Here is a 14,950-nt window from a genome sequence, read left to right as displayed (position 1 = left end):
AGCTGGACTACCCAGGAGGATGCGCCGTGCCAGGGTGTCAGTTCCTGACGAGGGGGCGCACGGGAGCATCCGGATCGTCAGCGCGCACCTTAGCGCGCCCCGGTCGATGCTCAGCCTGATCCGTGCGCCGTGCCAGTCTGCCATCGTTGCGCGGCGTTCACACCGTGCCGGAATGGTCACTTCCGTGCCACAGGCCACACCGGCTCCTTGTCCCGGGGCCTTCCTGCCCAGGACGCTGGAGTCGGGACGGGGCAAGGCCGCTCATTCCGCCGTATACCGGGGCTGTTGCCCTCGAAAGCCCCGAACCGCGCTGTCCGTCCCTCCTCGGGGGTGGGGACGGGCGCCCCCGGGCGGGCACCTGACGACAGGTGCCCGCCCGGGACGGTTCGGTTCGCCCGGCCCGCCCGGGGGCCGGGCGAACCGTCAGCGGATCGTGAAGCGGACCGCGTCCTCCAGGATCGGGACGTCCAGCCACGGCTTCGGCTGCGCGACCAGGGCGAGCAGCACGATCAACGTGCCCATCAGCCCGTACGTGACCAGGTCGGTGAAGCGGGACCGTACGGCGAGCATCCCCACCGACGGCACCACCCAGCGCAGCACCGCCCCGGCGATCAGGGCCGCGCCGATCAGGATGGTGCCGATCCGGAACGCCTGGTCGAACGGGTCCATGGCCACGATCAGCAGGCCGGCGCCCGCCGCGCAGAGCACGGTGAGCAGCGGCCACTGCCGGGCCGGGGCGGGCGCGTCGCCCGGGGCGGCCCGGCCGCCGCCCTCGGGACGGGCGGTGTCCCGTGTGAACAGCGGGAACCGCCGTGACCTGCGCCGCGCGGGCGCCTGCCCGGCCGGAGCGGAGGCCGTGGAGCCCGAGCCCGCAGAGCCCGCAGATCCTTCAGCGGTCGTAGCGGCTGTGGAGCCCGTAGCGGCTGTTACGGCCGCCGTAGAAGCCGCGCCGCTCTCCTCCTCCACAGGGTCCGGACCGTCGGCCCCCCGGCCCGCCGGAACGGGGTCGGGGGCGGGGTCGGCCGGACTCGTACCAGCGCCCATGGCGTTCCTTCCGGTATCCGGCCGTCAGCCCGCCGCGGCGGCGTCGGCGGCCTCGGCGGCGGTCCGCTCGGCCGCCTCGACCACGTTGACCAGGAGCTGGGCGCGGGTCATCGGGCCGACCCCGCCGGGGTTCGGCGCGACCCAGGCCGCCACCTCGCGGACGCCCGGGTGGACATCGCCGGCGATCTTGCCGTTCTCGTCCCGGCTGACGCCGACGTCGAGCACGGCCGCGCCCGGCTTGACGTCCTCGGGCTTGATCAGGTGCCGTACCCCGGCGGCGGCGACGATGATGTCGGCCTGGCGCAGGTGGGAGGAGAGGTCCTTGGTGCCGGTGTGGCACTGGGTCACCGTGGCGTTCTCGGACTTGCGGGTGAGCAGCAGCGGGATCGACCGGCCGATGGTGACACCGCGTCCGACGACCACGACATGCGCCCCGTTGATCTCCACGCCGTGCGCGCGCAGCAGCTGGACGACGCCCTGCGGGGTGCAGGGCAGCGGGCCGGTCTCGTTGAGGACGAGCCGCCCGAGGCTCATCGGGTGCAGCCCGTCGGCGTCCTTGGCCGGGTCCATCAGCTCCAGGACCCGGTTGGTGTCGATGCCCTTGGGAAGCGGCAGCTGCACGATGTAACCGGTGCACTCGGGGTTGGCGTTGAGCTCCCGTACGACCTCCTCGATCTCCTCCTGGGTGGCGGTGTCGGGAAGTTCGCGCTGGATGGAGCCGATGCCGACCTCGGCGCAGTCGCGGTGCTTGCCGTTGACGTACCACCGGCTGCCCGGGTCGTCCCCGACGAGCAGGGTCCCCAGGCCGGGGGTGATCCCCTGGGCCTTGAGGGCCGCCACACGGACGGTCAGATCGGATTTGATCGCGGCAGCGGTGGCCTTGCCATCGAGAATCTGGGCAGTCATGGGCCCATCCTCGCGGATGACCCCGCCCGCATACCAATTGCCGGTGCCTCTTCCCCGGCCGAGATTGCACTTGCACAACGTCTGGGGCTCCGGGCTGGACAAACACAGGTGCCTCTTATAACGATGAGAGCCGCGGTTGTACGGGGGGTGGGCCGCATGATGTCGTCCTTCCTCCGTGTGGCCATCCGTCCCCACACGTCTGTTGAAGGAACACCCTTTATGAGCTTCGGCGACCCCAACAACCCGTATGGCCAGCAGCCCCAGGGGCAGCCGCAGGGACAGCCCGGTTACGGGTATCCCCAGCAGGCTCCCCAGGGCGTTCCGCAGCAGGGCTACGGCTACCCGCAGGCGTCCCCCGTCCAGGGCGGCGGCTACGGCGGCTACCCGGGCGGCCCGACCGAGATGCCGGGCGGTGTGAAGGCTTCCCGCGTCCTCCTGTACGTGATCGCCGGACTCCAGGTCATCGGCGCGATCTTCATCATGCTCGGTGCGGCGGCGGTGAGCGCGGCCAAGAACGACGCCACGCTCCAGGACGACGTGCAGTTCCAGCAGCTCGCCGACTACTCGGGCGGCGTGCTGTGGGGCATGGCCTTCTTCGCACTGGCGTGGGGTGTGTTCGCCATCGTCCTCGCCGCCAAGTTCGGCAAGGGCGGCAACGGCCTGCGCATCACGACCATCGTCTTCGGCGCGATCACCGCGATCCTCGGTATCTACCCCTTCGTCGTGGTCGGCCTCGTCCACACGGTCCTGGCCGTTCTGGTGGTCGTCTTCGTCGCGAAGTCCGACGGCGAAGCCTGGTTCAACCGCCCGCAGCGGTAAGAGGCACCTCGCTCACGAAGGCCGTGGCACCCGCTCAACCGCGGGCGTCACGGCCTTCGGCCGTTTCGGGCTCCGGTGTCGTCCGTTCCATCACCACGAAGCTGCCGCTCCGCTGCTTGAGCCGGTAGCGCGCCTCGGGGTGGAGCTGCTGGGCGTACGCCACCGGGTCCTGGATCGGCCGTGCCCAGCCGAAGTCCATGTTGATGGCGACGATGTCGGGCGCCGTGCCCGGGGCGCCGCCGATCCAGTAGACGGTCCGGTCGGAGGTGAGGTGCGCCATGAGCGTGATGTCCGTCTCGACGCGTGAGCCGACCGGGATGGCGTCCAGCGCCGCCCGGGCCGCCTGGATGCGGGCGTCGTCGGTGCGGTAGGTCTCCGGGCGCAGCAGGTCGCGCAGCGGCAGGTGCTGGGTCATCGCGACGGCGATGGCCACGGCGACGGGGACGGCGGCCTTCGCGTACGAGGCGAGCCAGGGGCGGTGCGAGTCGCGGCTGCGGCGGACGCCGTCGGCCATCGCCAGGAAGAGGACCGGCATCAGGATCGCGCTGTAGTGCCAGACCATCCCCCAGTGGTTGCTGTCCTGGGAGAGCAGCCGCCAGCCGAGCGTGGGGACGATGAGCAGCGTCAGGGGCGACCGCAGCGCCATGAACGCGGTGATGCCGATCAGGAAGACCAGCATCTCGATCTTGACGGAGGAGTTCAGGACGCCGAGTACCGAGTCCAGCATCGAGACGTCCTGCTCGCCGTTCTTCTCGATCTTCTGCCAGTAGTCGTACGTCCCAGCGCTGCTGGCCGCCGGGATGAGGACGACGAGGGTGACCACGAAGGCGGCCACCCCGAACGCGGCGAGCAGCGCGCCCTGGAGGCGGCGCCCGTACACGAAGAGCAGGAAGCCGACGACGGCGACGGTCGCGCCGAGGTCCTCCTTGACCAGGACCAGTGGCAGCGACCAGAGGACGGCGGCCGTCCACCGCTTCAGGAGCAGCGCGCGGCAGACGAGGGCCAGCAGCGGGACGGCGAAGGCGATCTCGTGGAAGTCGGACTTCACCGCTTCCTGGATGCCCCAGGAGAGTCCGTACGCGACGGTGGCGCAGAGCCCGGAGCGGCCGCCGAGGAGCTGCTGCGTGGTGCGGCCGACGATGACCGCGCCCAGCGCGAAGAACGCGGCCTGGGCGAAGAGGAGTGCCTCGGCCGAGGGCCAGATCCAGTAGAGCGGGGCCAGCAGCGCGACGATCGGGGAGAAGTGGTCGCCCAGGATCAGATAGCCGGGGCCCTTGATGTCGACGATCGGCGCCTGGAAGTTCGCGTACGCCCGGACCTCCTGCTCGAAGATCCCGAGGTCCCAGGAGGGCGAGCCGAAGCGGGCGTACTGGAGGTAGGAGTAGAGGAAGTAGAGCCCGCACAGGATCGCGCCGACGATCAGATACGGCCGCAGGGGTACGCGTTCGGGAGCGGCGGCGGCGCCCGTGCCCGGGGAGCCGTCCGCCGGGCGGGCGTCCGGCCCGGCTCCCTGGGCGGGCAGCCGTCCCGGCTCCGAACGGTCCGTTCCACTCTTGTTCAGCTCAAGCACGGTGACTGCTCCCGCTGGGATTCCTGCTCTTCTTCGGATACGGCCGCTCATCGGACACGGCCGTTCATTAGAACAGAGCGGCGAGACGATTCCGTACGACGGACACGGCAGAGGTCACGGACACGGCCGAGGCCGCACCCGTACGGAACGGGTGCGGCCTCGGAGCGTACGGGTGCCGGTCAGTGGAAGAAGTGGCGCGTCCCGGTGAAGTACATCGTGACGCCCGCCTTCTTCGCGGCCTCGATCACCTGCTCATCACGGACCGAGCCGCCGGGCTGGGCGACCGCCTTGATACCGGCGGCGGTGAGGATCTCCAGGCCGTCGGGGAACGGGAAGAACGCGTCGGAGGCGGCGTACGCGCCGGCCGCCCGCTCCGCGCCCGCCCGCTCGACGGCGAGCTTCGCGGAGTCGACCCGGTTGACCTGGCCCATGCCGACGCCGACCGAGGCGCCGTCCTTGGCGAGCAGGATCGCGTTGGACTTGACCGCGCGGGAGGCCCGCCAGGCGAAGGCCAGCTCCTTCAGCTCGGCCTCGGAGAGCGCCTCGCCGGTCGCCAGCGTCCAGTTGGCCGGGTCGTCGCCCTCGGCCTGGAGACGGTCGGTGACCTGGAGCAGCGCGCCGCCGTCGATGTTCTTGACCTCGACCGTGGTGGCCGGGACCCCGGGGGCGCGCAGCACGCGGATGTTCTTCTTGCGGGCGAGCACCTCGACCGCGCCGTCCTCGTAGGCCGGGGCGACGATGACCTCGGTGAAGATCTCCGCGACCTGCTCGGCCAGCTCGACCGTCACCGGGCGGTTGACGGCGATGACCCCGCCGAACGCCGAGAGCGGGTCGCAGGCGTGGGCCTTGCGGTGCGCCTCGGCGACATCGTCACCGATGGCGATGCCGCACGGGTTGGCGTGCTTGATGATCGCGACGCACGGCTCGGTGTGGTCGTACGCGGCCCGGCGCGCGGCGTCGGTGTCCGTGTAGTTGTTGTACGACATCTCCTTGCCGTGCAGCTGCTCCGCCTCGGCCAGACCGCCGGTGCCCGAGGTGTACAGGGCGGCGGGCTGGTGCGGGTTCTCGCCGTAGCGCAGGACGCTCTTACGGGTGAGGGCGTCGCCCAGGAACTCGGGGAGGCCCGAGTCGTCGGCGGGCGCGTAGCCGTCCACGAACCAGGAGGCCACGGCCACGTCGTAGGCGGCGGTGTGCTGGAACGCCTCGGCGGCCAGCCGCTTGCGGGCGGTGAGGTCGAAGCCGCCCGCCTTGACGGCGGCGAGGACGTCCGCGTACCGCTCGGGGCTGGTCACCACGGCGACGGAGGGGTGATTCTTGGCGGCGGCGCGGACCATGGAGGGGCCGCCGATGTCGATCTGCTCCACGCACTCGTCGTCGGAGGCGCCCGAGGCGACGGTCTCCTTGAACGGGTAGAGGTTCACGACGACCAGGTCGAAGGGCTCGACGCCCAGCTCGGCCAGCTGCTCGCGGTGGGCGTCCAGGCGCAGGTCGGCGAGGATGCCGGCGTGGACGCGGGGGTGCAGCGTCTTGACGCGGCCGTCCAGGCACTCGGGGAAGCCGGTGAGCTCCTCGACCTTGGTGACCGGCACTCCGGCGGCGGCGATCTTCCCGGCGGTGGAGCCGGTGGAGACGAGTTCGACGCCCGCCTCGTGGAGACCGCGGGCGAGGTCTTCGAGCCCCGTCTTGTCGTAGACACTGACCAGGGCGCGGCGGATGGGCTTATTCACCGACATGACCGAGATGAACCTTTCGTCCCTCAATGCGATGGCCGTCACGGGCGATCCGCCCCACGGCCTCGACGAGCAGCGAGCGCTCGACTTCCTTGATGCGTTCGTGGAGGGCGGCTTCGCCCTCCGGGGTGTCCTCCTCGGTCACCTCGACCACGCCCTGCGCGATGATCGGACCGGTGTCGACACCGTCGTCGACGAAGTGGACGGTGCAGCCCGTGACCTTGACGCCGTACGCGAGCGCGTCACGCACTCCATGGGCGCCGGGGAAGCTGGGCAGCAGGGCGGGGTGGGTGTTGACGGTCCGGCCGCCGAAGGCGGCGAGGAACGCCGGGCCCACGATCTTCATGAAACCGGCGGAGACGACGAGGTCCGGGCGGTGCTCGGCCACGGCGGCGGTGAGCGCCTCGTCCCACCCGGCCCGCGTCGCGTGGTCCTTGAGCTTGCACACGAACGTGGGGATTCCGGCCCGCTCGGCCCGCTCCGCCCCGCCGGTCCCGTCCCGGTCCGCGCCGACGGCGACGACCTGGGCCCCGTACGCCGCCGGGTCGTCGCCGATGGCGTCGAGCAGGGCCTGGAGGTTCGTGCCGGAGCCGGAGACCAGCACGACCAGCCGGGCGGGAACGGCGGAGGGGGGCGGGGAGGCCACGTCGGGGCCCTTTCTCACGTGATGGCCGCAGGGTGACGCAGGTGCGGCACGCTTTTTGTAGGGTCGTACGAAAGAATCGCTTCGCCCGATACGGGGAACCCTACGAACGGGCCGACCGTCAGCAACGATACCGGCACACCGGGCGGCCCCCACGGGACGGGGGCCGGGCCGACAGGTAGCGTCAGGGGACAGCGAGCCGTCCGCCGGGCGGACGAACCGTCCTTCGGACGGACATGACGAGATGGGGAAGACGTTCACCACATGCCGGACCGACGCCGTCGCACCGCCTTCCGCCTCCCGTTGCCCGCGCGGGCCGCTCTGCTGATGCGGGAGCGCCAGTCCTCTTCGCCGGACTCCTCCCCGGGCTCCTCGCCCGCGTCCGGCTCCCCCGATTCCGTATCGCCCTCTTCCACGCCCGACGCCCCCGCGAAGCCGGCCGACGACAATCCGTTCGCCGCGCCGCCCGCCGACCGGCCCGACCAGCCGTGGCAGCCGCGCCACCCCTCGGGCCCGGACTCCGGCCCGGACTCCGGTGAGGGGTCGGGTTCCGGTTCCGGCGAGGGGTCCGGGGGCCGCTCCTCCTGGGGCAGCCAGTGGAGCAACAAGCAGCCGGGCCGGGGCAACGGCGGCTTCGGCGGTCGCTCCAGCGGGAACGGACCGGGCGGCGACGGCGGGGCGTCCGGGCCGCGCTGGGACCCCACCGACCCCACCCAGCGGCGCGCCCGCTACGCACTGCTCGGCGGTATGTGGTCCGTCTTCTTCGCCCTCTTCGAGTTCTCGGAGATCGCCCTGCTTCTGGGCGCGCTCTCCGTGTACTGGGCCGTCAGCTCTCTGCGGGCCGGGCCCAGGAGCCCGTCGGCGGCGGACCGTACGGCGGTCGGCGGCGGGAGTGCCCCGGCCGCGGGTACCGGCGGCGCCTCGCCCGTGACCGCGGGCTCCGGCTCCGGCTCCGGCTCGCAGAACGGCAGCCGACCCCAGACCACGGCGGCGATCAGCGGTCTGGTGACCGCCCTGCTCGCCCTGGTCATCGTGATCACGACGTTCACCGTGCAGCTCGTCTACCGCGACTACTACACCTGCGTGAACGACTCCCTGACCAAGGTCGGCACGGTGGCCTGCAACGACCAGCTGCCGAAGCCGCTGCAACCGCTCTTCGGCGTCAAGGAGTAGCGCCCGGACCGCCGCTGCGGTCAGCGCGGTCGGCACGGTCAGCGTGGTCGGTACGGTCGGTGTCGTCCGTACGGTCCGTGCCGTCGGTCCGATCGCCGTGCAGGGCGGTCGGGAGGCGGGCGGGGAAGTCGGCCATCAGCCCGCCGGAGCGCTGCTTGAGGGAGGCCCACCGGGCCTCCCTCGCGTCGTTCTCGTGCCAGGGGTCGGTCGGCAGGAAGTCGTACGGTTCCAGGCCCGCGCCGTCGCCGGGCATACCGCCTTCGGGGGCCGTTCCACCGGTCGCCGCCCCCTCGGCCGCCGCCGACACGGCCGGGCTCTCCGCCGCCGACCCGTCGCCCGGGGTCCGTCCGCGCCTGCGCCACGGTGCCCACCAGCGGCGGACCCCGGCGGGGGCCGTCGCCTCGCCGTCCGGCCCGGGACCCGGCTCACGGCCCGCCTCGGGCTTCGGCTCCCGCTCGGCGGGGACTGTCCGACCGGCGGGCACTGCCCGCTCGGCGGGGGCTGTGCGGCCTGCGGGTGCCGTGCGGTCTGCGGGGACGGCACGGCCTGCGGGTGCCGTGCCGTCGGCGGGGGCCGCCTCTTCCCCGGTTGTCTCCGGTACGTCCCTGCGCCAGGCCCACCCCGGTTCGCGCAGGCGCCACAGCCGGAGGAGCAGGGCCGCCGGTACGCCGATGACGGCCGTCCAGGCCAGCGCGGCCGGGCCCGCCAGCCACCACACGGGCCCGAACGCGCTGAGCGCCCCCGTTCCCAGCGGGCCGCCCGCAGCCGCCGTGAGCAGGGCGGTGACCGCACCGCACCCCAGGGCGGCGAGAGCGGTGACCAGCGCCGTCTCGCGCGGGCTCCAGGCGGACGCGCGAGGGGCGTCGGCGGGGGCCGCCCTGCGTACGGTGCACCGGGCGACGGCCAGCGCGGCCACGACCGGCACCGCGAGCACCGCCCCGTTCAGCGGGGTCCCCGGACCCTCGGCCGGTACCGCCGCCAGCAGCGGGAAAAGGGGCACGGCGGGGTCCCCGGCGAGGCCGAGGGGCGTGGCCGTGGCCCCCGTACCGAGCGCGAAGCCGGGCCCGAGCCCGTACGCAGCGCCCCACAGCGCGGCGTTCGGCACGAGCGACACCGCGAGGAGGAGCACGGCGAACCGCCCCGGCCAGTCGCCCGCGAGCGCCAGGAAGGAGTCCTGCGCCACCTCCGCGTTCCGGCCCAGGGCCACCGCGACCAGCAGCGCACCGCCCCCGAGCAGCACCATCACCCCCACCGCCGCCGCCCGGCACGCGGCCTCGGCCCGGTCGCGTACGAGGGTCCGGGCGACGGCCTCCTGAAGGACCAGGGGCGACCAGGACGGCAGCGGCCCGAACGGGCGCCCGGCCGCCGTCCACACCCCGGCCGCCGCCGCGCCCGCCACCACCAGCGCCACCGGGAACGCCAGCGTCTCCGGGACCACGCGCAGCGGCCCGCCCCGCGCATGGGCCGCCGCCCCCGCCGCGACCAGCAGGTATCCCGCCGTCACCGCGCAGAACGCCCCGGCCTGCGAGGGCCTCGGCCGCCCCTCCTCCGGCTCCGCCGCGTCCCGCGCCGCCCGGTGCGCGAGCCAGACGGGGCCCGCCACGAGGAGCAGCGGCACCACGCCGACCGGAGCCGGGGCCCCGCTGAGGGTGTCGGGCCGGACGAGTCCGGCGCCGTGCGCGAGGAGCCAGAGCCCGGCCGCCGCGCGCAGGGCGCCGCCGGGGCCGCTGTCGGGGTGGGGCGAGCTGATCCACAACACCGTCACCAGCACGGCCATCGCCCCGAGACCGAGCCCGGCGGCCACTCCGCCCCGCACGAAGGCGGAGGCCAGGGCGAGGGTCCTGGTCCGTTCGGTCGGCAACATCGGGCCGCGTTCGGTCATTTGGGTCACGCGGCTCATGCTCCCAACGACACGCGCTTATATCGCGTAACGCGCGAACAGCCGACGTGTCGCCCAATATACGTTTATGTACTTTTTCTCCCAGTGCAGCGCTGCCGGGGGTCGTCCATGACCCGGAGCACCACCGATGAGGCCGCCGCACCGCCGCTGCCCTCCCCCAAGGAGCGCCGCAGACTGCGTGAGGCGAAGTCGTTGAGCGAGGAGCAGGTGGCGGCGGCCGTCGGGGTCACGCGCGCCACCGTGCGCTCCTGGGAGACGGGGCGCACGAGCCCGCGCGGACGCAAGCGCACGCTGTACGCCAAGCTCATCGCCCCCGATCCGGAACCGGCCCCCGCCCCGGTGCCCGCACCCGATCCGGCGCTCGCTCCCCCGGCCTCCGCAGCCGAACCTGCGCCCGCTCCCCCGGCTTCCGGGGCCGAACCTGCGCCCGCTCCCCCGCCCTCCGCGGCCGAACCGGAACCGGTCCAGAAACCGGAGCCGAACCCGGCCCCGCCCCCGGCACCGATCCCCGAGCCGGAATCCGAACCCGCCGAACCCGGCCTCTCCCCCGCCGAGGCGTTCGACGCGCTGTACGCGCACGCCGCCCCCGGCCTCGTACGGCAGACCTACCTGCTGACCGGGCGTCGCGGTCTGGCCCGTGAGTCCGTCGAGCGGGCCTTCCAACTGGCCTGGCACCGCTGGCCCGAGGTGGCCGTGGACCGGGACCCGGTCGGCTGGGTGCGCGCGGCGGCGTACGAGTACGCCATGTCCCCCTGGCACCGGCTGCGCCGCACCCACCGGCACCCCGACGCCCCGCCCACCGAACCGGCCAGGCGGGCTCTCTTCGAGGCGCTCCTCGAACTGCCCCCGGCCTACCGGCGCACCCTGCTCCTGTACGACGGGGTCGGGCTGGACCTGCCGGAGACCGCGGCCGAGACGGAGGCGTCCACCCCGGCGGCGGCGGGGCGGCTGGAGGTGGCGCGGGCCGCCGTCGCCGAACGGTTCCCCGAACTGGCCGCCGCCTCCTCGCCCGCCGAGCAGTCCGAGCTGCTGCACGACCGGCTCGGTGCGCTCGCCCGCGCCGAGCACGTCCCCGTACCGTCGCCCGCCCGTACGGTGCGCACCGGCAGCGAGAACAAGGCGCGGCTCTGGACCAGGGCCGCCATCGCCTTCGCCGCCCTGCTCATCGGCGCGACCGCGCTGACCCTGCACACGGCGCCCACGCACTACGAGCCGCCCGTCCCGCCCGCCGAACGGGTCGGGGGCGTACCGCCGCGCGGTGGTCCGCAGAAGCTCACCCCGCAGGACCTGAAGCTCCAGAAGGCACTGAGGGAGGAGCTGACGCACGGCCCGGAACGGCTGGTGCCGCGTATCCCCTGAGCGCAACGCAAACGGCGCGGGCCCGCACCCCCCGTTCAGGGGTGCGGGCCCGCGCCGTTCACGCGTGGGTCGGCTGCCCGGTTCAGGCGCCGAGGATCTCGCGCGCCAGCTTGGCGGTCTCGGTCGGCGTCTTGCCGACCTTCACACCGGCGGCCTCAAGGGCCTCCTTCTTCGCCTGGGCGGTGCCGGAGGAGCCGGAGACGATGGCGCCCGCGTGGCCCATGGTCTTGCCCTCGGGGGCGGTGAAGCCCGCGACGTAACCGACGACCGGCTTCGTGACGTTCTTCGCGATGAAGTCGGCGGCACGCTCCTCGGCGTCGCCGCCGATCTCGCCGATCATCACGATGAGGTCGGTGTCGGGGTCGGCCTCGAACGCCGCGAGGGCGTCGATGTGCGTCGTACCGATGACCGGGTCGCCACCGATGCCGACGGCGGAGGAGAAGCCGATGTCCCGGAGCTCGTACATCATCTGGTAGGTCAGCGTGCCGGACTTGGACACGAGACCGATGCGGCCGGGCTTGGTGATGTCGCCCGGGATGATGCCGGCGTTGGACTGACCCGGGGTGATGAGACCGGGGCAGTTCGGGCCGATGATCCGGGTCTTGTTGCCCTTCTCGTTCGCGTACGCCCAGAAGGCGGCGGAGTCGTGAACCGCGATGCCCTCGGTGATGACGACCGCGAGCGGGATCTCGGCGTCGATCGCCTCGACGACGGCGGCCTTGGAGAAGGCCGGCGGGACGAAGAGGACGGAGACGTTCGCGCCCGTCTTCTCCATCGCTTCCTTGACGGAGCCGAAGACCGGGACCTCGGTGCCGTCGAAGTCGACGGACGTACCGGCCTTGCGCGGGTTCACTCCGCCGACGATGTTGGTGCCGTCACCGAGCATGAGCTTGGTGTGCTTCATACCCGTCGCGCCGGTCATCCCCTGGACGATGACCTTGCTGTCCTTGGTGAGGAAGATAGCCATGGTGTTGGAGTCCCTCGTCCTTTACTTCGCAGCCGCGGCGAGCTCGGCGGCCTTGTCGGCCGCGCCGTCCATGGTGTCCACGCGCTGCACGAGCGGGTGGTTGGCGTCGGAGAGGATCTTGCGACCCAGCTCCGCGTTGTTGCCGTCGAGACGCACGACGAGCGGCTTCTCGACCTTCTCGCCCTTGGACTCGAGCAGCGCGAGCGCCTGCACGATGCCGTTGGCGACCTCGTCACAGGCGGTGATGCCACCGAAGACGTTGACGAAGACGGACTTGACGTCCGGGTCGCCGAGGATGATCTCCAGGCCGTTCGCCATGACCTCGGCGGAGGCGCCGCCACCGATGTCGAGGAAGTTGGCGGGCTTCACGTTGCCGTGGTTCTCACCGGCGTACGCGACGACGTCCAGGGTCGACATGACCAGACCGGCACCGTTTCCGATGATGCCGACCTCGCCCTCGAGCTTGACGTAGTTGAGGTTCTTGGCCTTGGCGGCAGCCTCGAGCGGGTCGGCTGCGGCCTTGTCCTCGAGCGCCTCGTGGTCCGGCTGGCGGAAGTCGGCGTTCTCGTCGAGCGAGACCTTGCCGTCCAGCGCCAGGATGCGGCCGTCCTTGGTCTTCACCAGCGGGTTGACCTCGACGAGGAGGGCGTCCTCGGCGACGAAGGTGTCCCACAGCGTCACCAGGACCTCGGCGACCTTCTCGGCCACCTCGGCCGGGAACTTCGCCTGGGCCACGATCTCGCGGGCCTTGACGATGTCGACGCCGGAGTTGGAGTCGACCGGGACCTTCGCGAGGGCCTCGGGGGTCTTCTCCGCAACCTCCTCGATGTCCATGCCGCCCTGCACCGAGGCCATGGCCAGGAAGGTGCGGTTGGTGCGGTCGAGGAGGTACGAGACGTAGTACTCCGCCTCGATCTCCGGGGACAGCTCGGCGATCATCACCTTGTGGACCGTGTGGCCCTTGATGTCCATGCCGAGGATGTCGGTCGCCCGGGCGACCGCCTCGTCGGCGTCGGCGGCCAGCTTGACGCCACCGGCCTTGCCGCGGCCGCCGACCTTCACCTGCGCCTTGACGACAGACTTGCCGCCCAGCTTCTCGGTCGCCTCGCGGGCTGCCTCAGGCGTGTCGATGACTTCACCGGCCAGCACCGGTACACCGTGCTTGGCGAAGAGGTCCCTCGCCTGGTACTCGAACAGGTCCACGCGCGTCCGTCCCTTTTAAGTGGTATCGCGGTTCGTTCTTCTGCGTGGGCGTGCCGCGAAGGGCAACGTGACTGCGCTGTCACTAGGGAGGCGTACACGGTGTCCGAGTACGCGGCATGTCCATCCGGCAGGTTATCCCCGCGCTCCGTGTGACCCTAAATCGCAGATCACACCTGAGCGGTGATAACGGTCACAGAAGGTACCGTCGGCGGGTCGCGCGGGCTCCTGCTCCCGCCTGCCCCCCGCTCTGCTCCGCTCCTGCCCCACTCCTGCTCCGCTCCTGCTTTCCCGGCGGTCTACGGCTGGGTCTCCTTGTCCGGTATGGGCAGGGGGCGCTTCTCGATCGCGGCGGCCATGATGTCCGGGAAGAGGTCCGGCGTACAGGCGAACGCGGGGGCGCCCAGCGCGCCGAGCGCCGCCGCGTGCTCGCGGTCGTAGGCGGGCGCCCCCTCGTCGGAGAGGGCGAGCAGGGTCACGAACTGCACCCCGGCCGCCTTCATCGCCGCGACCCGCTTGAGCATCTCGTCCCGGATGCCGCCCTCGTAGAGGTCGCTGATGAGGACGACGACGGTGTCGGCGGGCCGGGTGATCTTCGACTGGCAGTAGGCGAGCGCCCGGTTGATGTCCGTACCGCCGCCGAGCTGGGTGCCGAAGAGGACGTCGACCGGGTCGTCGAGCTGGTCGGTGAGGTCGACGACCGCCGTGTCGAAGACGACGAGCCGGGTCGCGAGGGTGCGCATGGAGGCGAGCACCGCGCCGAAGACCGAGGCGTAGACGACGGAGGCGGCCATCGAGCCGGACTGGTCGATGCAGAGGATGACGTCCTTCTTCACGGACTGCGACGCGCGGCCGTAGCCGATGAGGCGCTCCGGGACGACCGTGCCCGTGTCCGGTCCGCCGTCCGCCCCGGGGACGGTCAGGTAGTTCTTCAGGTTGGCGCGGATGGTGCGGTCCCAGTCGATGTCCCGGTGGCGGGGCCTGCTGATCCGCGCGGAGCGGTCCAGGGCGCCGGTGAGGGTGGCCCGGGTGCGGTTCTCCAGGCGCTTCTCCAGGTCGTCGACGACCTTGCGGACGACGGCCCGCGCGGTCTCCTTGGTCGTCTCGGGCATGGCCTTGTTGAGGGAGAGCAGGGTGCCGACGAGGTGGACGTCCGCCTCGACGGCCTCCAGCATCTCCGGCTCCAGGAGCAGCGCGGAGAGGCCGAGCCGGTCGATCGCGTCGCGCTGCATGACCTGGACGACGGAGCTGGGGAAGTACGTACGGATGTCGCCGAGCCAGCGGGCGACGGAGGGGGCCGACGCGCCGAGGCCCGCCGAACGCCCGCCGCTCCGGCCGCCGGGCTTCTTCCCGCCGCCCCCGCCGCCGTAGAGCGCGTTCAGCGCGCCGTCCATCGCGGCGTCCTGACCGGTGAGGGTGTGGCCGGTGCTCTCCGCGCTGTCCGCGCCGAGCACCATGCGCCAGCGCCGCATCCGCTCTCCGTCGGCAGCGGCTGGGGCGGGGGCGGGCCGGGCGGGTGGTGCCGCCGCATCCACCGTGTCCACCGCCGCCGTCTTCATCGCCGCCGTCTTCTTCGTGTCCCCCATGCGGTCGTCTCCTGTGGCGTGCGTGGTGTGCGTGGGTCCTGGGGTGCTGGCTC

12 protein-coding genes are annotated in these 14,950 nt (G+C 72.4%); 3 read left to right on the top strand and 9 right to left on the bottom strand.

The window, feature by feature from the left end; genetic code table 11:
* Positions 1-423: 423 nt before the first annotated feature.
* Complete coding sequence (locus B7C62_22715; protein ARF74734.1) at positions 424-1,044, bottom strand: hypothetical protein; 621 nt, start codon at positions 1,042-1,044, stop codon at positions 424-426.
* A gap of 24 nt (positions 1,045-1,068) precedes the next feature.
* A complete protein-coding gene (locus tag B7C62_22710) occupies positions 1,069-1,950 on the bottom strand; it encodes a bifunctional methylenetetrahydrofolate dehydrogenase/methenyltetrahydrofolate cyclohydrolase (protein ID ARF74733.1) in 882 nt (293 codons plus the stop codon).
* A 219-nt stretch (positions 1,951-2,169) separates the two neighbouring features.
* On the opposite strand from B7C62_22710, the gene B7C62_22705 reads away from it, so the two are divergent.
* Complete coding sequence (locus tag B7C62_22705; GenBank protein ID ARF74732.1) at positions 2,170-2,769, top strand: hypothetical protein; 600 nt, start codon at positions 2,170-2,172, stop codon at positions 2,767-2,769.
* A 34-nt stretch (positions 2,770-2,803) separates the two neighbouring features.
* Here B7C62_22705 and B7C62_22700 read toward each other — a convergent pair whose 3' ends face one another.
* The 3 genes from B7C62_22700 to B7C62_22690 all read right to left on the bottom strand — a co-directional run bounded on the left by B7C62_22700 (position 2,804) and on the right by B7C62_22690 (position 6,715).
* Entirely contained in the window at positions 2,804-4,291 is a 1,488-nt protein-coding gene (locus B7C62_22700) for a hypothetical protein (GenBank protein ID ARF77327.1), read from the bottom strand.
* Positions 4,292-4,518: 227 nt separating this feature from the next.
* Positions 4,519-6,072, bottom strand: a complete 1,554-nt coding sequence (locus tag B7C62_22695; protein ARF74731.1) for a bifunctional phosphoribosylaminoimidazolecarboxamide formyltransferase/IMP cyclohydrolase — start codon at positions 6,070-6,072, stop codon at positions 4,519-4,521.
* Positions 6,059-6,715, bottom strand: a complete 657-nt coding sequence (locus B7C62_22690) for a phosphoribosylglycinamide formyltransferase (GenBank protein ARF74730.1) — start codon at positions 6,713-6,715, stop codon at positions 6,059-6,061. The genes B7C62_22695 and B7C62_22690 overlap by 14 nt, the downstream gene beginning before the upstream one ends.
* Before the next feature lie 261 nt (positions 6,716-6,976).
* Here B7C62_22690 and B7C62_22685 point away from each other — a divergent pair, with 261 nt between their 5' ends.
* Positions 6,977-7,885 carry a hypothetical protein gene (locus B7C62_22685; GenBank protein ID ARF74729.1) on the top strand — a complete coding sequence of 303 codons (909 nt, stop codon included), beginning with the start codon at positions 6,977-6,979 and terminating at the stop codon, positions 7,883-7,885.
* Here the strand turns inward: B7C62_22685 and B7C62_22680 are convergent.
* Entirely contained in the window at positions 7,875-9,767 is a 1,893-nt protein-coding gene (locus B7C62_22680; GenBank protein ARF74728.1) for a hypothetical protein, read from the bottom strand. The genes B7C62_22685 and B7C62_22680 overlap by 11 nt on opposite strands.
* Before the next feature lie 126 nt (positions 9,768-9,893).
* Between B7C62_22680 and B7C62_22675 the strand changes: the two genes are divergently transcribed.
* Positions 9,894-11,144 carry a DNA-directed RNA polymerase sigma-70 factor gene (locus tag B7C62_22675; protein ARF74727.1) on the top strand — a complete coding sequence of 417 codons (1,251 nt, stop codon included), beginning with the start codon at positions 9,894-9,896 and terminating at the stop codon, positions 11,142-11,144.
* 82 nt (positions 11,145-11,226) lie between these two features.
* Here B7C62_22675 and B7C62_22670 read toward each other — a convergent pair whose 3' ends face one another.
* From B7C62_22670 to B7C62_22660, 3 genes are all read right to left on the bottom strand, one after another.
* Positions 11,227-12,111: a succinate--CoA ligase subunit alpha gene (locus B7C62_22670; protein ID ARF74726.1), complete on the bottom strand. Its 885-nt coding sequence runs from the start codon at positions 12,109-12,111 to the stop codon at positions 11,227-11,229.
* 21 nt (positions 12,112-12,132) lie between these two features.
* The gene (locus B7C62_22665; protein ID ARF74725.1) at positions 12,133-13,314 is read right to left on the bottom strand and encodes a succinate--CoA ligase subunit beta; all 1,182 of its coding nucleotides are present in this window, start codon (positions 13,312-13,314) and stop codon (positions 12,133-12,135) included.
* 296 nt (positions 13,315-13,610) lie between these two features.
* Positions 13,611-14,897, bottom strand: a complete 1,287-nt coding sequence (locus B7C62_22660) for a hypothetical protein (protein ARF74724.1) — start codon at positions 14,895-14,897, stop codon at positions 13,611-13,613.
* Positions 14,898-14,950: the final 53 nt, after the last annotated feature.

It is taken from the genome of Kitasatospora albolonga (assembly GCA_002082585.1).
Lineage (GTDB): Bacteria > Actinomycetota > Actinomycetes > Streptomycetales > Streptomycetaceae > Streptomyces > Streptomyces stephensoniae.
The sequence above is the reverse complement of the archived record's forward strand: the minus strand, read 5'-3'. Positions and strand labels throughout refer to the sequence as shown.